The 22,046-nt window shown below is 73.6% G+C and carries 21 protein-coding genes; 13 read left to right on the top strand and 8 right to left on the bottom strand.

Annotated elements, in window-relative coordinates:
* Positions 1-235: 235 nt before the first annotated feature.
* Entirely contained in the window at positions 236-1,114 is an 879-nt protein-coding gene (locus OTB19_RS15365) for an undecaprenyl-diphosphate phosphatase (protein ID WP_267798756.1), read from the bottom strand.
* 48 nt (positions 1,115-1,162) lie between these two features.
* Positions 1,163-1,891 (bottom strand): TVP38/TMEM64 family protein, encoded by a 729-nt coding sequence (locus OTB19_RS15360; RefSeq protein WP_267798755.1) that lies wholly within the window; start codon positions 1,889-1,891, stop codon positions 1,163-1,165.
* Between the two features lie 613 nt (positions 1,892-2,504).
* Here OTB19_RS15360 and tuf point away from each other — a divergent pair.
* The 3 genes from tuf to OTB19_RS15345 all read left to right on the top strand — a co-directional run bounded on the left by tuf (position 2,505) and on the right by OTB19_RS15345 (position 5,513).
* Positions 2,505-3,683, top strand: coding sequence for an elongation factor Tu (gene tuf / locus OTB19_RS15355; protein ID WP_267798754.1), 1,179 nt, complete (start codon positions 2,505-2,507; stop codon positions 3,681-3,683).
* A 106-nt stretch (positions 3,684-3,789) separates the two neighbouring features.
* Positions 3,790-4,638: a patatin-like phospholipase family protein gene (locus tag OTB19_RS15350; RefSeq protein WP_267798753.1), complete on the top strand. Its 849-nt coding sequence runs from the start codon at positions 3,790-3,792 to the stop codon at positions 4,636-4,638.
* 83 nt (positions 4,639-4,721) lie between these two features.
* On the top strand, positions 4,722-5,513 hold the full coding sequence (locus OTB19_RS15345) for a spermidine synthase (RefSeq protein ID WP_267798761.1): 792 nt from the start codon (positions 4,722-4,724) through the stop codon (positions 5,511-5,513).
* Positions 5,514-5,563: 50 nt separating this feature from the next.
* On the opposite strand, the gene OTB19_RS15340 is transcribed toward OTB19_RS15345, so the two are convergent.
* Together OTB19_RS15340 and OTB19_RS15335 are read right to left on the bottom strand one after the other, a co-directional pair.
* Positions 5,564-6,868, bottom strand: coding sequence for an MFS transporter (locus tag OTB19_RS15340; protein WP_267798752.1), 1,305 nt, complete (start codon positions 6,866-6,868; stop codon positions 5,564-5,566).
* 70 nt (positions 6,869-6,938) lie between these two features.
* Complete coding sequence (locus OTB19_RS15335) at positions 6,939-7,967, bottom strand: hypothetical protein (protein WP_267798751.1); 1,029 nt, start codon at positions 7,965-7,967, stop codon at positions 6,939-6,941.
* A 96-nt stretch (positions 7,968-8,063) separates the two neighbouring features.
* On the opposite strand from OTB19_RS15335, the gene OTB19_RS15330 reads away from it, so the two are divergent.
* The 4 genes from OTB19_RS15330 to OTB19_RS15315 all read left to right on the top strand — a co-directional run bounded on the left by OTB19_RS15330 (position 8,064) and on the right by OTB19_RS15315 (position 12,354).
* A complete protein-coding gene (locus OTB19_RS15330) occupies positions 8,064-8,516 on the top strand; it encodes a DUF4442 domain-containing protein (protein ID WP_199826666.1) in 453 nt (150 codons plus the stop codon).
* A gap of 199 nt (positions 8,517-8,715) precedes the next feature.
* Positions 8,716-8,916, top strand: a complete 201-nt coding sequence (locus OTB19_RS15325) for a DUF2191 domain-containing protein (protein ID WP_267798750.1) — start codon at positions 8,716-8,718, stop codon at positions 8,914-8,916.
* Between the two features lie 117 nt (positions 8,917-9,033).
* Complete coding sequence (locus OTB19_RS15320; protein ID WP_267798749.1) at positions 9,034-11,535, top strand: glycoside hydrolase family 3 C-terminal domain-containing protein; 2,502 nt, start codon at positions 9,034-9,036, stop codon at positions 11,533-11,535.
* 57 nt (positions 11,536-11,592) lie between these two features.
* The gene (locus OTB19_RS15315; protein WP_267798748.1) at positions 11,593-12,354 is read left to right on the top strand and encodes a DedA family protein; all 762 of its coding nucleotides are present in this window, start codon (positions 11,593-11,595) and stop codon (positions 12,352-12,354) included.
* 61 nt (positions 12,355-12,415) lie between these two features.
* Here the strand turns inward: OTB19_RS15315 and OTB19_RS15310 are convergent, their stop codons facing one another.
* Entirely contained in the window at positions 12,416-12,961 is a 546-nt protein-coding gene (locus tag OTB19_RS15310) for a gamma carbonic anhydrase family protein (RefSeq protein WP_053683228.1), read from the bottom strand.
* 131 nt (positions 12,962-13,092) lie between these two features.
* On the opposite strand from OTB19_RS15310, the gene OTB19_RS15305 reads away from it, so the two are divergent.
* Entirely contained in the window at positions 13,093-13,857 is a 765-nt protein-coding gene (locus OTB19_RS15305; protein ID WP_267798747.1) for an acyltransferase, read from the top strand.
* Between the two features lie 7 nt (positions 13,858-13,864).
* On the opposite strand, the gene OTB19_RS15300 is transcribed toward OTB19_RS15305, so the two are convergent.
* Complete coding sequence (locus tag OTB19_RS15300; RefSeq protein ID WP_267798746.1) at positions 13,865-14,731, bottom strand: DMT family transporter; 867 nt, start codon at positions 14,729-14,731, stop codon at positions 13,865-13,867.
* 110 nt (positions 14,732-14,841) lie between these two features.
* Here OTB19_RS15300 and OTB19_RS15295 point away from each other — a divergent pair, with 110 nt between their 5' ends.
* Positions 14,842-15,420: a helix-turn-helix domain-containing protein gene (locus OTB19_RS15295; protein WP_267798745.1), complete on the top strand. Its 579-nt coding sequence runs from the start codon at positions 14,842-14,844 to the stop codon at positions 15,418-15,420.
* 101 nt (positions 15,421-15,521) lie between these two features.
* Here the strand turns inward: OTB19_RS15295 and OTB19_RS15290 are convergent, their stop codons facing one another.
* Complete coding sequence (locus OTB19_RS15290; RefSeq protein WP_267798744.1) at positions 15,522-15,926, bottom strand: CoA-binding protein; 405 nt, start codon at positions 15,924-15,926, stop codon at positions 15,522-15,524.
* A gap of 144 nt (positions 15,927-16,070) precedes the next feature.
* Here OTB19_RS15290 and OTB19_RS15285 point away from each other — a divergent pair, with 144 nt between their 5' ends.
* The 3 genes from OTB19_RS15285 to OTB19_RS15275 all read left to right on the top strand — a co-directional run bounded on the left by OTB19_RS15285 (position 16,071) and on the right by OTB19_RS15275 (position 20,993).
* The gene (locus OTB19_RS15285; protein ID WP_267798743.1) at positions 16,071-16,697 is read left to right on the top strand and encodes a YigZ family protein; all 627 of its coding nucleotides are present in this window, start codon (positions 16,071-16,073) and stop codon (positions 16,695-16,697) included.
* Between the two features lie 118 nt (positions 16,698-16,815).
* The gene (locus OTB19_RS15280) at positions 16,816-17,985 is read left to right on the top strand and encodes an exonuclease SbcCD subunit D (RefSeq protein ID WP_267798742.1); all 1,170 of its coding nucleotides are present in this window, start codon (positions 16,816-16,818) and stop codon (positions 17,983-17,985) included.
* Positions 17,982-20,993 carry an AAA family ATPase gene (locus OTB19_RS15275; protein WP_267798741.1) on the top strand — a complete coding sequence of 1,004 codons (3,012 nt, stop codon included), beginning with the start codon at positions 17,982-17,984 and terminating at the stop codon, positions 20,991-20,993. The genes OTB19_RS15280 and OTB19_RS15275 overlap by 4 nt, the downstream gene beginning before the upstream one ends.
* Here OTB19_RS15275 and OTB19_RS15270 read toward each other — a convergent pair.
* Entirely contained in the window at positions 20,983-21,429 is a 447-nt protein-coding gene (locus tag OTB19_RS15270; RefSeq protein ID WP_267798739.1) for an Lrp/AsnC family transcriptional regulator, read from the bottom strand. The two genes, OTB19_RS15275 and OTB19_RS15270, sit on opposite strands and share 11 nt — an antisense overlap.
* Before the next feature lie 94 nt (positions 21,430-21,523).
* Between OTB19_RS15270 and OTB19_RS15265 the strand changes: the two genes are divergently transcribed.
* Positions 21,524-22,036: a rhodanese-like domain-containing protein gene (locus OTB19_RS15265; RefSeq protein WP_267798737.1), complete on the top strand. Its 513-nt coding sequence runs from the start codon at positions 21,524-21,526 to the stop codon at positions 22,034-22,036.
* The last annotated feature ends 10 nt before the right edge of the window (positions 22,037-22,046 follow it).

Here is a 22,046-nt window from a genome sequence, read left to right as displayed (position 1 = left end):
CCGGCACCGACATCGGCCACCCCAACGACGCCTTCGACACCGCCGCCATCGTCCACCTCGCCGACCACGAGGCGTGACCGCACCCAACCCGCCCAACCGGAAAAGGACCTGCAACGCGCTGCACTAGTGGGGTGTATCCCGCCTCCCCGGTGGGAGATGAGTGGGAGATGATCATGGCGCGGTGCTGCAATCAGCGCTAGGAAATGCTGGATAGCGCTACCTGTACGGCCCTGGTTCAGCCGCCGGATTCGCCCGCGTGCGGGCTGAGCACACCGGCTCCCACCAGCACGAACAGCAGGATTCCGAGCAGGATTCGATAGATCACGAACGGCATGAAGCTCTTCGTGGTGATGAATCTCATGAACCAGGCGATCACGGCGTAGCCCACGAAGAAGGCGATGACGGTCGCGAAGATCGTCGGACCCCAGGAGATGTGCCCCGGGGTCTCGACCACGTCCTTGATCTCGAACGCCCCGGAGGCCAGCACGGCCGGGATGGCGAGGAGGAACGAATAGCGGGCCGCCGCCTCGCGCGTGAAGCCCAGGAGCAGACCGCCGGAGATCGTCGCGCCGGACCGCGAGACACCGGGGATCAGCGCCATCGCCTGGCAGGCACCGAAGATCAGGCCGTCCTTGACGCCCAGCTCCTGGAGCGTCTTGCGCTCCTTGACCACACGGTGCTTCCCGCCCTGCTCGTCGCGCGAGGCCAGCCAGTCGGCATAGCCGAGCACGATGCCCATCACGATCAGGGTGGTGGCGGTCAGTCGCAGGTCGCGGGCCGGGCCCACGATCGCGTCCTTGAACACGAGGCCGAGGACACCGATCGGGATCGATCCGACGATCACCAGCCAGCCCATCTTCGCGTCCTGTTCGGAGCGGAGGGCCTTGGTGTAGAGGGAACGGAACCAGGTGGAGATGATCCGCGCGATGTCCTTGCGGAAGTAGATCAGGACGGCGGCCTCGGTGCCGATCTGGGTGATGGCGGTGAAGGCCGCCCCCGGGTCGTGCCAGCCGGCGAAAGCCGCGGTCAGCCTGAGGTGGGCACTGGAGGAGATCGGGAGGAACTCCGTAAGCCCCTGGACGAGACCGAGGATTAGGGATTCGAACCAGCTCATGTCGGGGTGCGCTCGTCCTTGTGATCGTCGGGCAGTTCGGGTCCGATGCTAGGGCCCGTGGGGGGCGCCGCTGACCACAGGGGGGTGGTGGGAGGCCGGCTCGTACGTCGGGCCGTGTACGACGGGGGGTGCCAGGCGGTGCCGCTTGCGCCAGGCGACGGCCGCCGCGACGACCCCGGAGACCGCGATGAAGCCGAACGACGCGAGGAACGCGGGCGATCCCGGGGACGAGGCGCTGGCCCCCGCGATCACGTACGCGGCGGTGTTCGGGACCGTGCCGAGCGCCGTCGCCGTCAGGAACGGCAGCCAGCCGCAACGGGAGACCGCCGCACAGTAGTTGGCCGCGGCGAAGGGCACCCCGGGGAAGATCCGGATCGCCAGCATGGAACGGAACCCGTGCCGGCTCAACTGTCCGTCGGCCGCCTGCAACCAGCGGCCGCGCAACAGCGGACGCAAAGCCCCCTGCCCCATCACCCGCCCCAGACCGAAGGCGACGCCGGCCCCGAGCACCGTCCCACCGACCGCCGCCACCAGGCCGAACGCGGTTCCGAAGACCGCCCCGGCGGCCAGGTTCAGCAGCGGGCGCGGCACGAACGCCGCCGTGCACAACCCGTACACCGCCGCGAACAGCGACACCGCCACACCCACCGGCAGCGCCGGCGGCCACCCCTCCGAGAGGAGGCGCTGGGGCTCGTACAGCAGCACGCACACGCCCGCCGCCACGAGCAGCAGGACGAGCACCGACAGCCGGGTCCACGGCGCGAGGAGGAGGGACATCCCGGGAGACTAACCGACACATGCGGCGTCGCGCCGTAATCCGGACCTCATGCGGTCGAACGACCGGCGACCTCCGCACGTGCCCCGCGCCCGCCCGCAGAAGGGGTTCGCGTCGCCCGGCGGGAGCGCGTCGTGGACGCCGAGCAGGCCGGTCGTCCGACGGGCCCGCGCCGAGGACGGCCGGACCCGTCCGTACGCGACCGCGCGCCCCGACGCCGCGCACCGGCCCGGACAGTGACCAAGGACACTGCGAGACCCGCCGGAACCGGCCGCCCCTTCCCGCGCGGCGTCGCCGGCCCCTCGCGGACAGTGAGCGCCCGGGCGCGCGATGAACCGGCCGAGCCGGCAAGAACCCCCGGCCGCGCGGAAATTGGTTCGACGCCGGTCCGATCGCACGGCAGGATCGGCGACATGTCCAGGCACGCCTTCCTCGCAGCGCCGTCCGCAGTCGCGGACGCGCCGAAGGCTGCCTTCCTCGTGGAGGATCTCGCCCTCGTCGCATTCGACGGCGCACGAAGCTGACCCTTCCCGGATCGTCCGGCGGACCCCACAGGGGGAGGGTCGGTTCGCTCCAGGGGTCCCGCTCCAGCTTCGGAACACACGGGAAGACAGCATGGCCAAGACGGCCTTCGTGCGCACCAAGCCGCACCTCAACATCGGCACCATGGGACACGTCGACCACGGGAAGACGACCCTCACCGCCGCCATCACCAAGGTCCTCGCCGAGCGCGGCGGCGCCTCCTTCGTCCCGTTCGACCGCATCGACCGGGCGCCCGAGGAGGCCCGGCGCGGCATCACCATCAACCTCACGCACGTCGAGTACGAGACCGACACCCGGCACTACGCCCACGTCGACATGCCGGGCCACGCCGACTACGTGAAGAACATGGTCACGGGCGCGGCCCAGCTCGACGGGGCGATCCTCGTCGTGTCCGCGCTCGACGGCGTCATGCCACAGACCGCCGAGCACGTACTGCTCGCCCGCCAAGTGGGCGTGAACCACATCGTGGTGGCCCTCAACAAGGCCGACGCCGGGGATCCCGAGCTCACCGACCTGGTGGAGCTGGAGGTCCGCGAGCTGCTCACCGCGCACGGCTACGGCGGCGACACCGCCCCGGTCGTCCGGGTCTCCGGGCTCGGGGCGCTGGAGGGGGACCCGCGCTGGACCGGGGCGATCGAGGCGCTGCTGGACGCGGTGGACACGTACGTGCCGATGCCGGTGCGCTACACGGACGCGCCGTTCCTGCTGCCGGTGGAGAACGTGCTGACCATCACCGGGCGAGGGACCGTCGTGACCGGCGCCGTCGAGCGGGGCTCGATCCGGCTCGGCGAGCGCGTGAGCGTGCTCGGCGGGGACGGCGAGCCGGTCGAGACGGTGGTCACCGGGCTGGAGACCTTCGGCCGGCCGATGGAGTCCGCCGAGGCCGGGGACAACGTCGCGCTCCTGCTGCGCGGCGTGCCGCGCGACGGGGTCCGGCGCGGGCACGTCGTCGCGGCGCCCGGGAGCGTCGAGCCGAGCCGCCGCTTCACCGCGCGGGTGTACGTGCTCTCCGCGCGGGAGGGCGGTCGCACGACGGCGATCGCGTCCGGGTACCGGCCGCAGTTCTACATCCGCACCGCCGACGTGGTCGGGGACGTGGACCTGGGCGAGGCGGCCGTGATCCGACCCGGGGAGACGGTCACCATGACCGTCGAGCTGGGGCGGGACGTGCCGCTGGAGACCGGACTCGGCTTCGCGATCCGTGAGGGCGGGCGCACGGTCGGCGCCGGGACGGTGGCCGACGTCCTCTAGGCCCGTGACCGTCCGGCGTCCCCCGGATCGGGGCCCGCCGTGGTGGCGGCGGTCGGCTTCGGCCAGACTGCCGTCATCACGGGACACGACCGAGGGGCGGGCGGCGATGAGCGGCGAAACGGCACTGGTGCTGGGCGGCGGGGGGCTCACCGGGATCGGCTGGGAGAGCGGGATCCTGTACGGACTCGCCCGTGCGGGCATCGACCTGGGCAGCGCCGAACTCGTCGTCGGCACCTCGGCCGGCTCGGTGGTGGGCGCGCAGCTCACCTCCGGGCTGCTGACCCCACGGGAGCTGTACGAGCGTCAGCTGGGCGAGGCCTCGGGCGAGGCGACGGCGCGGCTCGGCGCGGGGCTCGTCGCACGGTACGCCGTCGCGATGGCCCGCTCGCGGGACGCGGCCGGCTACCGCAGGCGCATCGGCGCCTACGCCCTGGCCGCCGCCGGGGCGACCGCCGAGACGGAGCGCCGCGAGGTCCTCAGGGCCCGGCTCGTCTCGCAGGAGTGGCCCGAGCGGCGGTTCGTCGTCACCGCGGTGGACACCCTGAGCGGGGAACTGACCGCCTTCGACCGCGCGGGCGGGGCCGGGCTGCTGGACGCCGTCTCGGCGAGTTGCGCCGTGCCCGGGGTATGGCCGCCGGTGACCGTGGGCGGGCGACGGTTCATGGACGGCGGTGTCCGCTCCGCCACCAACGCCGACCTGGCCGCGGGATACGCCCGGGTGGTGATCCTCGCGCCCATGAGCCTGGGCAGCGGCATGATCCCGTCGCCCGCCGCGCAGGCCGCCCGGCTGCGGGCGGCCGGGGCCCGGGTGCTGCTCATCACCCCGTCCCAGGCGGCGCGCAAGGCCTTCGGGCGCAATGTCCTGGATCCCGCCCGGCGGGACCCGGCGGCGCGGGCGGGGCTGGCACAGGCGGCCGATCACGTGGCCGAGGCGACGGCCGTCTGGGCGACCTGACGGCGCGGCGGCCCGACAATGGTGGGGTGGACGACGAACAGATCCCGGTGATCCGGGACGTGGGCCAGGGCACCGCCAAGCTGATGCCGGACGTGGACCGGGAGCGGGCCTGGCTGCTGACCGTCAACGGGGCACCGCAGTCGTACGTGGACCTCGACGCCCCGGAGCACCTGGAGTTCGAGTACGTGCGCCGGCTGGCCCACGTACTCGACTGCGCTGCCGAGCCCGGGACCCCGCTGGACCTGCTGCACCTGGGCGGGGGCGCGCTGACCCTGCCGCGCTACGCCGCCGCGACCCGGCCCGGATCCCGGCAGCAGGTGGTGGAGTTCGACGCGGAACTGGTGGACATGGTGGCGCGGCACCTGCCGCTGGCGGACGGCGCCGGGGTCACGGTGCACGCGGCCGACGCCCGGGCCTGGTTGGGCGGCGCCCCCGCCGCGAGCGTGGACATCCTGGTCGCGGACGTGTTCGGCGGCTCGCGGGTGCCGGCGCCGCTGACCTCGGTGGAGTACGCGCGGGAGGCGGCCCGGGTGCTCAGGCCCGGCGGGCTGTACGCGGCGAACCTGGCCGACGGGGCGCCCTTCGGATTCCTGCGGGCGCAGCTGGCGAACTTCGGGGCGGTGTTCGGGGAACTGGCGCTGATCGCGGAACCGGGCGTGCTGCGGGGACGGCGTTTCGGGAACGCGGTGCTCGTGGCGTCGGACCGGGAGATCCCGGTGGCGGCGCTGGCCCGGCGCTGCGCGGCCGACGCGTTCGCGGCGCGGGTGGAGGACGGCGAGGCGTTGGCTCGGTTCATGCGGGGGGCGCTGCCGGTGGGAGACGCGGAGGCGGTCGCCTCGCCGGAGCCGCCGACGGGCGCGTTCAGCGTCGACTAGTCGACCAGGGGCCGAGGAGCCCCGGCCGCCCGGGCCTCGGTGAGGGCGGGTCAGACCAGGGGGAGCGTGGCCGGGGTGGGCGGCGCGGTGTGGAGGTCGGGGGCCTCCTTCGGGGACTTGCGGGTCATCCGGCGGACGTCCGGGACGAACAGGACCAGTCCGGTGACCAGGATCACCAGGGCCGCGCACCCCCACAGGGCCGAGGTGCGACCGAAGGCCGATTCGACGGGGCCGGCCAGCGCGGTGGCGAGCGGCAGCATCGACACCGAGCCGAACCAGTCGTAGGCGGACACCCGGGAAAACTTCTCCTCCGGGATCTCCTGGTGCATGGTCGTCATCCAGCTGACGCCGAACACCTCGATCGCCAGACCGCTCACGAGCATCACGAGACACAGGGCCCACACGGGAAGCGGGACCGCCAGCCCGGCGGACGGCATCGCCAGCGGGAACACGCACAGGGTGCCGACCAGCAGCAACCGTCGGGGCTTCCACGCCATCATGAGGAAGGCGCCGGCGATGGTGCCCACGCCGAAGAAGGCCAGGGCGAGGCCCCAGGGGGCCGCCCCGCCGAGTCGGTCCCGCGCGACCAGCGGCCCGTACACGGCCTCGGCGGCGCCGACGACGGCGACGACCACGGAGAACTGGAGCACGATGCTCCACAGCCACGGGCGGGTCCTGAACTCCACCCAGCCCTCGCGCAGGTCGGACAGCAGCCCGCCGCCGGGGACCCGCTCGGGGATGTGACCGACGTCGAGGAAGGCGCGCAGGGCGCCGGCGACGGCGAAGGCCGCCGCGTCGACGGCGAGCACCCAGCCCGGGCCCACGGCGGCGATCAGGGCGCCGCCGAGGGCCGCGCCGCCGATGCCGGCGCCGTTCATGGCCATCCGGAAGAGCGCGAAGGCGCGGTTGGCGTGCGGGCCGGACACGGTGGAGAGCAGCATGCCCTCGGCGGCCGGATTGAAGAACGCGGTGCCCGTGCCGCAGAGCGCGGTCAGCAGCATCATCTGCCACAACCGCGGATGCCCGGTGAGGACGATCACGGCGAACGCGGCCTGGGAGACGCAGTTCAGGGCGTTCGCCCAGACCATCACGCGGTGGCGGGGGAGCCGGTCGGCGATCGCTCCGCCGATGAGCAGGAACAGGACGAGCGGCAGGGTGCGTGCGGCCGCGACGAGGCCGACGTCGCCCGGGGACCCGCCGGTCTGGATGACTGCGAAGGAGGCCGCGATGAGCGCTCCGTGGCTGCCCAGGTTCGTGACGACCGCCGCGGCCGTCAGAAGGCTGTAGTTGCGGCCCGCCCACGCCGGACGGCGGCGTGCGGACAGCGGGGCGGGACCGGCGGGGGGAGTGCTCACCCACGGACTATCCCTGCCCGGGGCCGGGATTCCAAACGAAATTCCGGCCCCGGGCAGGGGGCTGCGAAGATCAGCTCGCGTTGAGGCGGACGGAGCTGAGGATCTTCTCGTACGTCTCCTGGCTGACCTCGCCGGGAACCCCGGCCGCACTGTAGAGGACCCAGGTCGCGAAGTCGTTCTTGGCGTTCTTGAAGCTGAAGGCGATGCTCTTGCCGTCCGAGGAGCACTTGTTCTCCTTCGGCAGGCCGGTCACCGAGGCGGTCGCCATGTGCCCCTTGAGGCCGGAGGAGGTGGTGTACTCCTTGGGCTCCGTGACCTTGGTGGTGCCCTTCGGTCCCTTCTGCCCGTATCCGGCGAAGACCCAGTTGCCGGCCTCGGTGCGCGCCGCCTCGGCGGTGTCCTTGGCTCCCTGGCCGCCCTTGGTGCCGGTGCCGCCGAGCGACGTGGTCTCCTCGCTGCCGTTCTTGTCGGAGTCGACCTTGCACCAGTCCTGCTTGAGGTACGCCGGCGCGGACATCATGACGATGGGCGAGCCGTCGCCCTTGGCCTCGTCCTCGAAGCCGATCGACATGCCGGAGCTCAGCACCTCCCAGTCCGGCGGTACGTCGAAGGCGGTGCCGTGCTTCGGGTTGACGACGACCTTCCAACCGGGGATCACCGGCTTCAGGTCACCACCGGCGCGCGGGTTCCCGGTGGGGGCGGCCGGTGCGGCCGAGCTCGCGGCGGGGGACGAGGAGGCGACGGCCGGCTTGTCGTCGGCCTGGTCGCTCTTCTTGTCCCGGGTGAGGACGAAGGTGCCGGTGACGGCGGCCGTCACGACCACCGCCGCGGCCGCGACGATCGCCACGGTCTTCGTCGAGAAGCGGGTTCCGCCGCCCTGGGGTGCCTGCGGGGGCTGCTGTCCCCACGGCTGTACGGGAGGGGGCGTCTGGTAGCCCGGCTGGGGATAGCCGTAGCCGGGCTGCTGCTCGCCGAACCCCTGCTGCGGCGGCTGCTGCTGGTACGGGTTCGGCGTTCCCGGCTGCTGCTGGTACGGGTTCTGTTGCGCGTCCTGGGGGTTGTTCTCTCCCCCGGGCGGCTGCTGCTGTCCTGGCCACATGGCCGGTAACGATAGTGGGAGCGGGTGTCGGGAGCCACGGCCGCCCCTGGTGGAGGTCTGGCCAACCGCATCTACTCGTGGGTAACATCGCGTTCCATGAGCGCAGAACAGATGAACGTGGGCGAATTGCTCGCCGCGACGGTACCGATGGCCCGCACCCTGAACCTCCAGTTCTTGGAGACCACCCCGGAGCGCGCGGTCGTCCGCCTGCCGGACCAGCCCGACTACCACAACCACGTGGGCGGCCCGCACGCCGGCGCCATGTTCACGCTGGCCGAGTCCGCGAGCGGCGCCATCGTCCTGGCCGCCTTCAGCGACCAGCTCTCGCGCGCCGTACCGCTCGCCGTCAAGGCCGAGATCGGCTACAAGAAGCTCGCCAAGGGCGTCGTCACCGCCACCGCGACCCTGGGCCGCCCGGCGGCCGAGGTCATCGCCGAGCTGGACGCCGGCGGTCGCCCCGAGTTCCCCGTCACCATCGCCATCCAGCGCGAGGACGAGGCCGTGACGGGTGAGATGACCGTCGTCTGGACGCTGCGCCCCAACGCGTAACGCGCCCGCGGGGGGGGAGTGGGGGGCCGTACCCGAGGGGTGCGGCCCCCCACGCGTGCACACCGGCGGCGCGCCCGTACGTCCGGTACACGGGCGCCGCTGCGCCTCGCGGTGCACGGCACCGGACACCGCGCGCCTTGCCGGCGCCACCTCGACGACAGGGCCTGGAGTCCGTCCGACGACGACGGAGGGGAACCCCATGGCCAAGGTCAACTTCAGCCTCGACGCCGAACTCGTGGTGGAGGTGATGGTCCTCGCCGGGGTCGGCTCCCCGCAGGACGCGGTGGAAGCGGTCGTACGGGACTACATCGCGCGCGGACACCGCACCGAGGCCCGGGTCCACAGCCGGGACCACACGAAGCGGGAACCCGAGGGCCCGCCGCAGCCGCCGCAGGGCTGAACCTCGGCGTCGCGGTGGCGCGCCCGGGCGAACCCGGCGGCGCCCCGGCGCACAGTGGGCGCGGGAGCGGTCCGGCGCGGGCCGCTCCCGCCGATGCCGACGCCGCAGGGAGCGCCCATGAGCGAGGCCGTGTCCAGACGTTCCGCGGTGCGCCTGCTCGGCGCCCTGGGCGCCACGCTCGCCACCGCCGGATGTGTGGCCGCCGTACCGCCCCGGGCCGCGCCCCGCAAGGCGCCCCCCGCGGCGGGACCCGCCGGGCAGCCGGCCGGCACGGCCCGGATCGACGCCCTGCTGGGCCGGCTCACCCTCGACGAGAAGACCGCCCTGCTGCACGGGGCCCCGGACCCCGCCCCGCTCGGCCAGGCCGGCCACGTGCCCGGCGTACCCCGGCTCGGCGTCCCGGCCCTGCGGCTCGCCGACGGACCCGCCGGCGTCCGCGTCGCCGCACGCGCCACCGCCCTGCCCGCGCCCGTGCTGCTGGCCTCCGCCTTCGACCCCGCGCTCGCCCGGGAGTACGGCCGGGTCCTCGGTCGCGAGGGCCGCGCGCTGGGCCAGGACGTGCTGCTCGCCCCCATGGTCAACCTGATCCGCACCCCCTTCGCCGGGCGCAACTTCGAGACCTTCGCCGAGGACCCGAGGCTCACCGCCGACCTGGTCGCCGAACTCGTCCGGGGCATCCAGGACGAGGGAATGATCGCCACCGTCAAGCACTTCGCCCTCAACAACCAGGAACGCGGCCGCGACACCATCGACGTCGTCGTCTCCGAACAGACCCTCCACGAGACCGAACTGAGGGGATTCGAGGCCGCGGTCGCCGCCGGCGTCGGCGCGGTGATGGGCGCGTACAACAAGGTCAACGGGGTCTACGCCTGCGAGAACAAGGCGCTCCTGGACGAACTGCTGCGCGGCCGCTGGGGATTCGACGGCTGGGTGGTCTCCGACTGGGGCGCCACCCACGGCACCGTCGGTTCCGTCAACGCGGGCCTCGACATGGAGATGCCCGGCGGCACCCACTACGGGGCCCCGCTGCGCGAGGCGGTGAGCGGCGGCTCGGTGTCACAGGACACCGTGGACCTCGCCGTACGTCGGATCCTGACCACCATGGACCGCTTCGGACTGCTCGCCGAACATCCCGCCGCCCGCCCCGCACGCGACGCCCCCGCCGGGGCCCGGTTCGCCCGCAAGGCCGCCACCGCGGGGGCGGTGCTGCTGCGCAACGAACACGGCACCCTGCCGCTGACCGGGGCGGCGGCCCGCTCGATCGCCGTGATCGGCCCGACCGGTCAGGTGCCCTTCGTCGGCGGCGGCGGCAGCGCGCACGTGGTCCCCGACGAGGCCGAGGCCCCGCTCACCGCCATCAAGCGGCGCGCAGGGAACGGGGCGAGCGTCCGTCACGTGCTCGGCGAGGACGTGTACGGCCGGGCGCTCCCGCCCACCCTGCTGACGCCGCCCGTCGATCTGGACGACCGCGGCGTGGACGCCGGGCGCCGCTGGAGCCACGAGGGGACGTTCACCCTGGCCTCGGACGACGAGTGGACGCTGATCGTCCACTACGCCGGCAAGCGGCCGGTCGTGCGCCTCGACGGGGAGGACCTGTTCCCCGTACGCCAGGGCGTCGCCGAGTACTTCGCGGGCGGGCTGCTCGGCGCCTCTCCCGACGGGCTGACCGTCCGGCGCCGCACCCTCGCCCTCAAGGCCGGCGTACACCGCCTCGCGGTCACCGCGGAGGGCGGGGACAAGGGCCTGCGCTTCCGGCTGCGGCACACCACCCGCGCCGGCCGGGCCGCCGACGTCGCCGAGGCCGTCAAGGCCGCCGAAGAGGCCCACAGCGTGGTGCTGTTCGCGTACGAGGACGCCACCGAGGGCCGCGACCGCACCTCGCTCGCGCTGCCGGGCGGACAGGCCGCGCTGATCGAGGCCGTCACCGCCGTCAACCCGCGCACGACCGTGGTCCTCAACACCTCCTCCAGCACCACCATGCCCTGGCTCGCGCGGACCGGGGCGGTCCTCCAGATGTACTACCCGGGGCAGGAGGGGGCGGGCGCGACCGCCGACCTGCTCTTCGGGGACGTCGACCCGGGCGGCCGGCTGACGCAGACGTTCCCGGTCGACGAACGGGCGACCCCGGTCGGCGGGGACCCGCGGCGCTACCCGGGCGTCGGCGGCCGGCAGGAGTACACCGAGGGCGTGCACGTCGGCCACCGCTGGTACGACGCGCAGAAGGTGGAGCCGCTGTTCCCCTTCGGGCACGGGCTCTCGTACACGACGTGGGCGTACGAGAAGCTCGCCGTGCGCCCCGGGCGCGGCGGGCTGCGCGTGGAGTTCACGGTCCGCAACACCGGACGCCGCAAGGGCGTGGAGGTGGCGCAGGTGTACCTGGGACCGGCCGGCTCGCTGCGCCTGGACCAGCCGGTGCGCGTCCTGGCCGGGTACCGCCGGCTGACCCTGGCCCCGGGGCAGGCGCAGCGGGTCACCGTCGACATCGACGCCCGGACGCTGTCGTCCTGGGACCCGGACCAGCAGACCTGGGTGGTGGGTTCAGGCCCGCGCGAGGTGTTCGCGGGCCGTTCCTCGCGTGAACTGCCACTGAAGGCGAGGGCCGTCGTGACGAGCCGATAGGCTGCCCGTTCGGCGTGTCACAGGGGGCGCGCCGAAGATGATCTGGAGGACGTACCGGTGCACATCCAGGAATGGCTGGAGACGATTCCGGCGGTCAGCGTCTATCTCCTGGTGGGGCTGGTCATCGGACTGGAGAGCCTGGGCATCCCACTGCCCGGGGAGATCATCCTGGTCAGTTCGGCCCTGTTGGCCTCGCAACACGGCGAGATCGACCCGGTGGTGCTGGGGCTCTGCGCGATCACCGGGGCCATCGTGGGCGACTCCATCGGGTACGCCATCGGCCGGCGCGGCGGAAAGCCGCTGCTGGAGAAGCTCGGCCGGCGCTTCCCGAAGCACTTCGGGCCGGAACACGTGGCGCTGGCGGAACGCTCCTTCGACAAGTGGGGCATGTGGGCCGTCTTCTTCGGCCGGTTCGTGGCGCTGCTGCGCATCTTCGCCGGACCGCTGGCGGGCGTGCTGCGCATGCCGTACTGGCGCTTCCTCGTGGCGAACATCCTGGGCGGCATCCTCTGGGCCGGCGGCACCACCGCCGTCATCTACTCCGTCGGGATCGTCGCCGAGCCGTGGCTGAAGCGGTTCTCCTGGCTGGCCCTGGCGGTCGCCCTGCTCTTCGGGCTGGCGGTGACATTGGTGGTGCGCGGCCGGATGAAGAAGGCCGCGGCCCAGCTGCGGGAGACGGAGTTCGACGTTCCCGCCGGGCGGACGCCCGCGGCCCGGTCCTCCGAGTCGACCGAGCCGTCGGCGGCGCCGGCCTCCTCGGCCTCCTCCACCTCTTCGACCTCGACTTCGACTTCGACTTCGGCGAGGGCGTCGGACTGACACCCCGACCCGCCGGGCCCCGTCCGCCGGCCCGCGCGGGCGGCGGTCCGGCGCAACCGCGTCAGGCGTCGGGGGTCACCGAGGCGCGGTGCTGCTTGGCGAGTTCCGTGTACATCAGGGCGTTGACCTTGATCCCCTCGCGCTCCTCCTCGGTGAGCTCGCGCCGCACCTTGGCCGGCACGCCCGCGACCAGGGAGCCCGGCGGGACCACCATTCCCTGCGGGACCAGTGCCTGCGCGGCCACCAGCGAACCGGCGCCGATCACCGCGCCGTTCAGCACGGTGGCGCCCATCCCGATGAGGCAGTCGTCCTCGACGGTGCAGCCGTGCACCACCGCGTTGTGGCCGATGGAGACGCGCGCGCCGATGGAGACCGGGAAGCCGGGGTCCACGTGGATCGTGCAGTTGTCCTGCACGTTGCTGTCGGCGCCGAGCGCGATCGGGCCGCAGTCCGCGCGCAGCACCGCCGAGTACCAGACGCTCGCGCCGGCGGCGAGGGTCACGTCGCCGATCACCGCCGAGGTGGGCGCCGTGAAGGCGGTGGGATCGATGACCGGCTGCCGTCCGCCCACACCCGCGACGAGTGCCTGGGCCGCCTGCTGCGTCATGTTCTCTTTCCTCTGTTCCGTGGTCCGCTGTCTGCCGCGCTGACAGCACGGTAGGCCACCTCCCGCGCGGGCCCGGGGATGGGGTGAAGATCACGGCGCGCTACCGGCGGCCGGCAGGCTACGGTGACCGGGTGCCGAAGAACCAGAACACGTTCTCATCCCTGCGGCGTCGGGTGGTCAACCGCGCCGTCCACGCGGGCTGGCGCTGGATGCAGCGGGCCGGCGCCGTCACCGCCGAGACCCCCGGACGGCTGCGCTTCGGCGCGATCGGGCCCGCCACCCGTCTCGCCTTCCCGCAGGGCACGATCTTCGGCGAACCCTGGATCAGGCTCGGGGACCACTGCATCATCGCCGAACAGGTCACCCTGACCGCCGGGATGATGCCCGACCTCGATCTGGGCCCGGACCCGATGCTCGTCCTCGGCAACGGCGTGGTCCTCGGCCGGGGCAGCCACGTCATCGCCGACACCCGGATCACCATCGGGGACGACACCTTCTGCGGGCCCGGGGTCTACATCACCTCCACCAACCACAGCTACGACGACCCGCACGAACCCGTCGGCAAGCAGTGGCCGCGCAGCGCCCCGGTGGAGATCGGCCCGGGCTGCTGGCTGGGGACGGGCGCGGTGATCCTCCCCGGCGCGCGGCTGGGCCGCAACGTGGTGGTGGCCGCGGGGGCCGTCGTACGGGGCGAGGTGCCCGACCACGCGGTGGTGGCGGGGGCGCCGGCGCGGATCGTGCGGCGCTGGGAGCCGGAGACGGGTTGGCAGCCGCCGCTGCGCACGCCCACGCCGGTGCCGATAGCGGACGGGGTCACGCCCGGGCAGTTGCGGGCACTGGCCGAACTGGCGGAGGCGGAGCAGCGCACGTCCGAGACCGCGGGCGACCCGGCGTAGCGGGCCGCTACCCGGCGGCCAGCAGGACGGTGCCGGCCAGGGCCAGTCCGGCGCCCGCCGCCTGTACGGTCCGCAGCCGTTCCTTGAGCATCACGAACGCGGCCAGCGCGGTGATCACCGGGTAGAGCGAGGAGAGCACGGCGGCCACGGTGACCGGGCCGCTCTGCGCGGCGACGGAGTACGTGCCGTTCGCCGCGACGTCCGCGAGGCCGACGAAGGCCAGCGCCGGCAGCAGTCCCCACAGGATCGCGCGCCCGCCGTCCGTCGGAAGCGCGGGGGCGCCGCGCCGGGTCCGCACCCACAGGGCCGCGCCGCCGGCGGCCACGTTCGTCACCCGCTGGACGAAGAGGGCCAGGAACAGGCCGGTCAGGGTGGTGGAGGCGTGCGAGATCAGGGCCATCACCGCGCCGAACCCGAAGGCCGCCACCAGGGTGAGCACGACGGCCCGGCGCTGTACGGGTGCTCCCCGCAGCTCGGGGCCGCCGGCGAGGACGATGCCCCCGACGGCCACGGCTATCCCGGCGAACTGGCCGAGCCCCGGCCGCTCGCCCAGCGCCAGCCCGGCCCCGACCGGCACGATCACGCCGAGCGAACCCAGCGGGGACACCACGCCCATAGGCCCGAGCGCCAACGCCTTGTAGAAGGCGAGCATCGCCAGGGGGCCGACCAGGCCGGCGCCGACGGCGAACCACAGCTGGGGCCCGGCCTCGTGCCAGGCGCCGGTGGCCAGGACCACCGCGCCCAGCACGACGACGGCGACGAGCTGCGAGACCACGACCACCGTGAGCGCCGGCAGCCGGCGGGTCAGCAGCCCGCCGCCGAAATCGGCGAGGCCCCACAGCACGGCTGTGGCCAGGGCGAACAGGGTGGTCATGGCAGGACCTCGCAGTACAGTGCAGTGAACGATGAAGTACAGCGCACCATAGTCCACTCCATTGGACTCTGTCATTCAGAATATTGGACCACGAGTGTGGGGGCGATACGTTGTCGGACCTAGAGGAGCTCACCCAGGCCCTCGCGCGGAACCTCAGGCGATGGCGCGGTGAGCGGGGCTTCACCCTGGATGCGCTGGCGGCCCGGGCCGGGGTCAGTCGCGGGATGATCATCCAGATCGAGCAGGCCCGGACGAACCCCAGCGTCGGCACCACCGTCAAACTGGCCGACGCGCTCGGCGTCAGCATCACGACCCTGCTCGACCGCGACCGCAGCCCGCAGGTGCAGGTGGTGCTGCCGGGTCAGGGGGTGCGGATGTGGTCCACCGAGGGCGGCAGCGGCGCCACCATGCTGCTCGGCGACGACCGGCGCGGGCCGCTGGAGGTGTGGACCTACCTCCTGGAACCCGGCGAGGGTACCGACTCCGACCCCCACCCGTCGGGGACCCTGGAGATGCTGCACGTCACGGCGGGCACCCTCACCCTCCTCGTCGACGGGGAGGAGTACACGGTGCCCGCGGGAGGAGCCGTCTCCTTCGAGGGGAACGTCCCGCACACCTACCGCAACGACGGGACCGAGCCCATGGCGATGACCATGGCGGTCTCGATCCCGCCGGTGACCGGGCCGTGACGGCTCACGAGCGGTGAAGGTTCGGGCGGTCGGAGTGCCTGCGGTGAGGGCTCGCGCGGTGACGACTCACGGGTCGTGAACGCGTCCGGCCGGTCGGGCGCTCAGAGCGCCGGGATCTCGATCGCCGGGCAGCGGTCCATGACCATGTCCAGGCCGGCCTCGCGGGTACGGGCGTAGGCCTCCGCGTCGATCACGTCCAACTGGAACCACACCGCCTGCGCCCCGACGGCCACGGCCTCGTCGGCCACCGCGCCGGCGAGGGCGCTGTTCACGAAGACGTCCACCACGTCCACCTTGAAGGGGATCTCGCCGAGCGATGCGTAGCCCTGCTCGCCGTGCACGCTCTCCGCCTTGGGATGCACGGGGATCACGCGCTTGCCGAACCGCTGGAGCACCCGGGCCACCCCGTGGGCCGCCCGGTCCTCATTGTTGGACAGGCCCACCACGGCCCAGGTGTCACCGAGTTCGGTGAGGATCTTGCGGATGGTCGCCGGGTCGCCGTACACGTGTGCCGCCTCCTGCTGCTCCGGTGCTGCGCGCGGACCGGCCCGATGCCGTCCCGCACGTCGGTCAACCGTCGGGACGCTGGTCCGATTCCCGGGCCCGCCGGGCGGCCGGGCAGACCCTTGGCCACGGCTTAGGGTGGAACGGTGACGGCAGACCAGTACGTGACGGTGGCCCGCGAGGGCGTGCACGAGTCCGAGATCAACCGCTCGCGGTTCCTGTGCTCGCTCGCGCCCGCCGCGACCGAGCAGGAGGCGCAGGCGTTCATCGCGCGCGTCCGCAAGGAACACCCCACCGCCTCGCACAACTGCCACGCCTACGTGATCGGAGCCGACTCCTCCGTCCAGAAGGCGAGCGACGACGGAGAACCCGGCGGCACCGCCGGGGTCCCCATGCTCCAGATGCTCACCCGACGCGACATCCGCTACGCGGTCGCCGTCGTCACCCGCTACTACGGCGGCGTGAAACTCGGCGCCGGCGGCCTCATCCGCGCCTACGGCGGAGTCGTCGGCGAGGCGCTCGACGCCCTCGGCACCGTGACCCGCCGGCGCTACCGACTGGCCACCGTCACCGTCGACCACCAGCGCGCCGGCAAGACCCAGAACGACCTGCGCTCCACCGGCCGCACCGTGGTCGACCTGCGCTACGGGGCCGCGGTGGAGATCGAGGTCGCGATCCCCGAGGCCGACCTGCACGCTTTCGAGGCCTGGCTCGCCGACAGCACCGCGGGCAGCGCCACCCTCACTCTGGGCGGGGAGACGTACGCGCCCTGACGGCGGGGTGCGGGCACCCCGAACACGTCCTTCGCGGGCCCGGTGACGGGTTAGCGTAGAGGGGGCACAGGGCCAGAGGGCGACCAGGGGGAGACGGCATGCGCGGCGGGGCCGGCGAGTGAAGTTCCTGCACACCTCCGACTGGCACCTCGGACGTTCCTTCCACCGCGTGAACATGCTCGGAGCCCAGGCCGCCTTCATCGACCACCTCGTCGCGACCGTCGAGGAGCACGAGGTCGACGCCGTCCTCGTCGCCGGCGACATCTACGACCGGGCCGTGCCCCCGCTGCCCGCCGTCGAGCTGTACGACCGGGCCCTGCACCGGCTGGCCGAACGCGGCGTACCGACCGTGATGATCTCCGGGAACCACGACTCCGCCCGCCGCCTCGGTGTCGGCGCCGGGCTGATCGACCGGGCCGGGATCTTCCTGCGGACCGACCCGGCCGGCTGCGCCGAACCCGTGGTGCTGTCGGACACCCACGGGGACGTGGCGCTGTACGGACTGCCCTACCTCGAACCGGCGCTGGTGAAGGACACCCTGGGGGCGGACCGGGTCAGCCACGAGGCCGTGCTGGGCGCGGCGATGCGCCGGATCCGGGCCGACCTCGCCGGCCGGACCCCCGGCACCCGCTCGATCGTCCTCTCCCACGCCTTCGTCACCGGGGGAACGGCCAGCGACAGCGAGCGCGACATCACCGTCGGAGGGGTCGAGGCCGTGCCCGCCGACGTCTTCGCCGGGGTGGACTACGCCGCACTCGGCCACCTCCACGGCTGCCAGACGATCAACGAACGGGTCCGCTACTCGGGTTCCCCGCTGGCCTACTCCTTCTCCGAGGCCGACCACCGCAAGACGATGTGGCTGATCGACCTCGGCGCGCACGGGCAACTGACGAGCGCCGAACGGATCGAGACGCCCGTCCCGCGCCCCCTCGCCCGGATCCGCGGCCGACTGGACGACCTGCTCGCGGACTCCGCGCTCACCAGGCACGAGGACTCCTGGATCGAGGCCACCCTCACCGACGGCGTCCGGCCCGAGGACCCCATGGCGCGCCTCGCCGCCCGCTTCCCGCACACCCTCAGCCTCGCCTTCGACCCCGAGGGCCGCGAGGAGGACGGCGGGATCTCCTACGCCCAACGACTCAAGGGCCGCAGCGACCAGGAGATCGCCGAGGACTTCGTCGCCCACGTGCGCGGCGGCGGATCCGCCGACGAGGCCGAACGGGCCGTGCTCCAGGGCGCCTTCGACGACGTCCGCGCCCAGGCCCGGCACGAGGAGACCGCCCGATGAGGCTGCACCGGCTCAAGGTCACCGCCTTCGGCCCCTTCGCGGAACCCCAGGAGATCGACTTCGACGCCCTGTCCGGCGCCGGCGTCTTCCTCCTGCACGGCCCCACCGGAGCGGGCAAGACCTCCGTCCTCGACGCGGTCTGCTACGCCCTCTACGCCTCCGTGCCCGGTGTCCGCCAGAACCCCGGGAACAGTCTGCGCAGCGACCACGCGGCCCCCGAGACCCCCACCGAGATCACCCTCGAACTCACCGCGGGCGGCCGCCGCCTGGAGATCACCCGGCGGCCCGAACAGGACCGGCCGAAGAAACGCGGCACCGGCACGACCAAGGACAAGGCGCAGAGTTGGCTGCGCGAGTACGACGGTGAGAACTGGACCGCGCTGAGCCGCTCCCACCAGGAGATCGGCGAGGAGGTCGAACAACTCCTCGGCATGAGCCGCGACCAGTTCTGCCAGGTGGTGCTGCTGCCGCAGGGGGAGTTCGCCCAGTTCCTGCGGGCCGGCGCCGAGGCTCGCGGCCGGCTGCTCGGGCGGCTCTTCGACACCCGCCGCTTCGCCGCCGTCGAGACGCTGCTCGCGGAACGCCGCCGGGCCGCCGAGGCCAAGGTGCGCGCCGGCGACGAGAAGGTCCTCCACACCGCGCAACGTCTCGCCCAGGCCGCCGGGGACGGCGCCGACCTGCGCGCCTGGCCGCTGCCCCGCCACCAGCCCGGCGACCCCGGCCTCGCCGAGGCGATCCGGGCCTGGGCGGCGATCGCACGGTGCGCCGCCCGGGAACGGCTGACCGTGGCCGAATACGCGCTCGCCGCCGTCGAGAGCCGGTACGCCGCCGCCCGGCGGGCCGCCGAGGACGCCCGGGAACTCGACCGGCTCCAGCGCCGGCACGCCGAGACCACCCGCCGGGCCGCCCTGTTCGCCGAGGCCGCACCCGAACGGGAGCGGGTCCGGGCCCTGCTGGACCGGGCCCGTCGGGGCGCCCTCGTCGCCCCCGCCCTGGAACTGCGCGGGGCCGCGGCCGCCGCCCACCTGACCGCCGCCCACGCGGAATCCCTCGCCCGCGCCGAACTCCCCCCGGCCCTCGCCGAAGCCGGCACGGAACAACTCGCCACCGTCGAGCAGCGGTTGCGCGAGGAACTCGGCGCGGTCGGCGCCGCCCAACGCGCCGAACAGCGCAGCGCCGAGATCGGCCGCGAACGCGCCACCCTCGACCGGGAGTCCCGGGACGCCGACGAGCAACACCAGGAATCCGCCGAGTGGCTCGCCCGCTGGGAGGCCACCCGGACCGCCCTGGTCGCCCGCGCCGACGCCGCCCAACAGGCCGCCACGCTCGCCGAACAGCTCGCGGGCCGCCTGGAGCCCGCCCGGATGCACCTGAGCGCCGCCCGGCGACGCGACGCCCTGGCCGCCGACGCCGAAGCCGCCTCGGGCGACCTGCTCGCCGTGCGCGAGGAGTCCACCGCCGCCCGGGAGCGTTGGCTGGAGCTGAAGGAGTCCCGGCTGCGCGGGATCGCCGCCGAACTCGCCGCGGCGCTGGTGGCGGGGGAGCCCTGCACGGTGTGCGGATCGGCGGAGCACCCCGAGCCGGCCCGCCCCGCGCCCGGGCACGTGGACCGGGCCGCCGAGGACGCCGCCCACGCCCGCTTCGAGCAGGCCGAGGAGCGCAGGGCCGCCGTCGAGCGGAGACTGGCCGCCGTGCGGGAGGCCGAGTCCGAGGCCGCCGCCGCGGCCGGCGACGCCACCACCGCCGAACTGCTCGCGCGGAGCGCCGACCTGAGCTCCCGGCACGCGGCCGCCCACGCCGACGCCGCCGGACTGCACTCCGCCCGCGAGCGCCTCGCCCGCGCCGAGCAGGAGCACGCCGCGCGCAGCGCCGACCGGCTCGACGCCGAGCGCCGGGCCGCCGCGCGGGCCTCCCGCCGCGAGGCCCTCGAACGGGAACAGGCCTCCCTGGAGGCCGAACTGGTCGTCGTACGGGGCGACGCGCCCAGTGTCGCGGCCCGCGCCCGGATCCTGGAGGACCGGGTCCGGATGGTCACTGGCGCCGCCGCGTCGCTGCGCCGCGCCGAGGCCACCGCCGCCCGCCTGAAGGAAGCCGACGACCAGCTCGCCGACGCCGCCTTCAAGGCCGGCTTCGACACCACCGACGCGGCGGCCGACGCCGTGCTCCCGGAGTACGAACGCACCGCGCTCCAGCACCGGCTGGACTCCTGGCAGGCCGAGGAGGCCATGCTCGCCGACCGCCGCGGCGAGAGCGAGACCGCCGCCGCGGCGTCCCTGCCCCCCGCCGACCCGTACACCGCCGAGGCGCACGCGGACGCGGCCGCCGCGAGGCTGCGTACGGCCGGCTCCGCCGTCGACGCCGCCCGGGTGCGCTGCGCCGAACTGGACCGGCTCTCCCGGCACGCCGAGCAGGAACTGCGCGCCCTGGGCCCGCTGCGCGAGGCCTACGACCGGGTGGCCCGGCTCGCCGGACTCACCGCGGGCACCTCCGCCGACAACGAGCGCAAGATGCGGCTGGAGTCGTACGTGCTGGCCGCCCGACTGGAGCAGGTCGCCGCAGCCGCGACGGTGCGGCTGCTGCGCATGTCCGGCGGCCGCTACACGCTCGTCCACTCCGACGCGAAGGCGAGCGGCCGGGGCCGCTCCGGCCTGGGGCTCCACGTGGTGGACGCCTGGACCGGCATCGAGCGGGACACCGCCACCCTGTCCGGCGGCGAGACCTTCTTCGCCTCGCTCGCGCTCGCCCTCGGGCTGGCCGACGTGGTCACCGACGAGGCCGGCGGGATGCGCCTCGACACCCTGTTCATCGACGAGGGCTTCGGCAGCCTCGACGACCAGGCCCTGGACGAGGTCCTCGACGTACTGGACTCGCTGCGCGAGCGGGACCGGAGCGTCGGCATCGTGAGCCACGTCGCCGACCTGCGGACCCGGGTCCAGGCCCAGCTGGAGATCGTCAAGCAGCGCGGCGGCTCGGTGGTGCGCCACCGCACCGCCGGTCTCAGGGGCTGAGGGGCCGCCGCGACAGCGGGGACGAGTACACGATGCTCGTGGTGACGGACCCGAGCCCCGATATCCGGCCGGTGATCTCCTCCAGGTGCCGCATGGAACGCGCGGCCACCTTGAGCACGAAACAGTCGTCGCCCGTGACGTGGTGGGCCTCCAGGATGTCCGGTGTCGCCTCCAACAGATCGTTGAACGGCTTGTAGTTGCCGTGTGGATAGCGCAGCCGAACCAGGGCGAGCACGGATTTGCCCAGCTTCTCCGGGTCCACCACGGCCGTGTACCCGGTGATCACGCCCGCCTCCTCCAGCCGCCGCACCCGCTCGGTGACGGCGCTCGCGGACATGGACACCGCCCGCGCGAGCTCGGCGAAACCGGCCCGCCCGTTGTCTTGCAGGGCGGCCAGGATGCGCCAGTCGGTGGCGTCGGGGGAATAGTCGGTCATCACGCAGGTGTAGCAGGACAATCCCCGGCGATACAAGGGGAAGGCCGGGGAAACCGCCTTCCGAGGCCGATCGGCAGGTCATAGATTCCAGACCATGACGACGACACGGAACACCGAGGCCACGCCCACCACCCACCCCGTGCTCCGGGTTCCCCAGGCGAGCCCGGCCGCGGCGGCCGCCTACTTCGCCGCGAGCCTCGCCTTTCACGCGGACGTCTCCGACGTCGCCGCCGCGGTCACGGCCCACCGCGAGGAAGGCGTCGCACCGGGCTTCCAACTGGTCGACTCCCGCTCCACCGCGGCCTGGGACCAGGCGCACGTGCCCGGCGCGATCCACCTGCCCACCGCGCTCATTGCCGGGCAGGCCGACCAGCTCCTGGACAAGGACGTCCCGGTGGTCACCTACTGCTGGGGCCCCGGCTGCAACGGAGCCACCCGGTCCGCCCTGGCGCTCGCCGAACGCGGCTACCGGGTCAAGGAGATGCTCGGCGGCATCGAGTACTGGATCCGCGAGGGCTTCGAGGTCGAGACCTGGGAGGGGAACCGGCGGCGCGCCGAGGCCGACCCGCTGACCGCGCCCACGGACTCCGACGACTGCGGCTGCTGACCTCGCCCGT

It is taken from the genome of Streptomyces sp. H27-H5, assembly GCF_026627505.1.
Lineage (GTDB): Bacteria > Actinomycetota > Actinomycetes > Streptomycetales > Streptomycetaceae > Streptomyces.
This window is presented reverse-complemented; position numbering and strand designations above follow the sequence as displayed.

Excerpts from the sequence above, each read along its gene's own strand:
- OTB19_RS15350 (WP_267798753.1), top strand. The coding sequence starts at position 3,790 with ATGAGCGGCGAAACGGCACTGGTGCTGGGCGGCGGGGGGCTCACCGGG.
- OTB19_RS15300 (WP_267798746.1), bottom strand. The coding sequence starts at position 14,731 with ATGACCACCCTGTTCGCCCTGGCCACAGCCGTGCTGTGGGGCCTCGCC.
- OTB19_RS15360 (WP_267798755.1), bottom strand. The coding sequence starts at position 1,891 with ATGTCCCTCCTCCTCGCGCCGTGGACCCGGCTGTCGGTGCTCGTCCTG.
- OTB19_RS15365 (WP_267798756.1), bottom strand. The coding sequence starts at position 1,114 with ATGAGCTGGTTCGAATCCCTAATCCTCGGTCTCGTCCAGGGGCTTACG.
- OTB19_RS15310 (WP_053683228.1), bottom strand. The coding sequence starts at position 12,961 with ATGACGCAGCAGGCGGCCCAGGCACTCGTCGCGGGTGTGGGCGGACGG.
- OTB19_RS15335 (WP_267798751.1), bottom strand. The coding sequence starts at position 7,967 with ATGTGGCCAGGACAGCAGCAGCCGCCCGGGGGAGAGAACAACCCCCAG.
- OTB19_RS15345 (WP_267798761.1), top strand. The coding sequence starts at position 4,722 with ATGCCGGACGTGGACCGGGAGCGGGCCTGGCTGCTGACCGTCAACGGG.
- OTB19_RS15275 (WP_267798741.1), top strand. The coding sequence starts at position 17,982 with ATGAGGCTGCACCGGCTCAAGGTCACCGCCTTCGGCCCCTTCGCGGAA.
- OTB19_RS15270 (WP_267798739.1), bottom strand. The coding sequence starts at position 21,429 with ATGACCGACTATTCCCCCGACGCCACCGACTGGCGCATCCTGGCCGCC.
- OTB19_RS15330 (WP_199826666.1), top strand. The coding sequence starts at position 8,064 with ATGAGCGCAGAACAGATGAACGTGGGCGAATTGCTCGCCGCGACGGTA.
- tuf (WP_267798754.1), top strand. The coding sequence starts at position 2,505 with ATGGCCAAGACGGCCTTCGTGCGCACCAAGCCGCACCTCAACATCGGC.
- OTB19_RS15325 (WP_267798750.1), top strand. The coding sequence starts at position 8,716 with ATGGCCAAGGTCAACTTCAGCCTCGACGCCGAACTCGTGGTGGAGGTG.
- OTB19_RS15265 (WP_267798737.1), top strand. The coding sequence starts at position 21,524 with ATGACGACGACACGGAACACCGAGGCCACGCCCACCACCCACCCCGTG.
- OTB19_RS15320 (WP_267798749.1), top strand. The coding sequence starts at position 9,034 with ATGAGCGAGGCCGTGTCCAGACGTTCCGCGGTGCGCCTGCTCGGCGCC.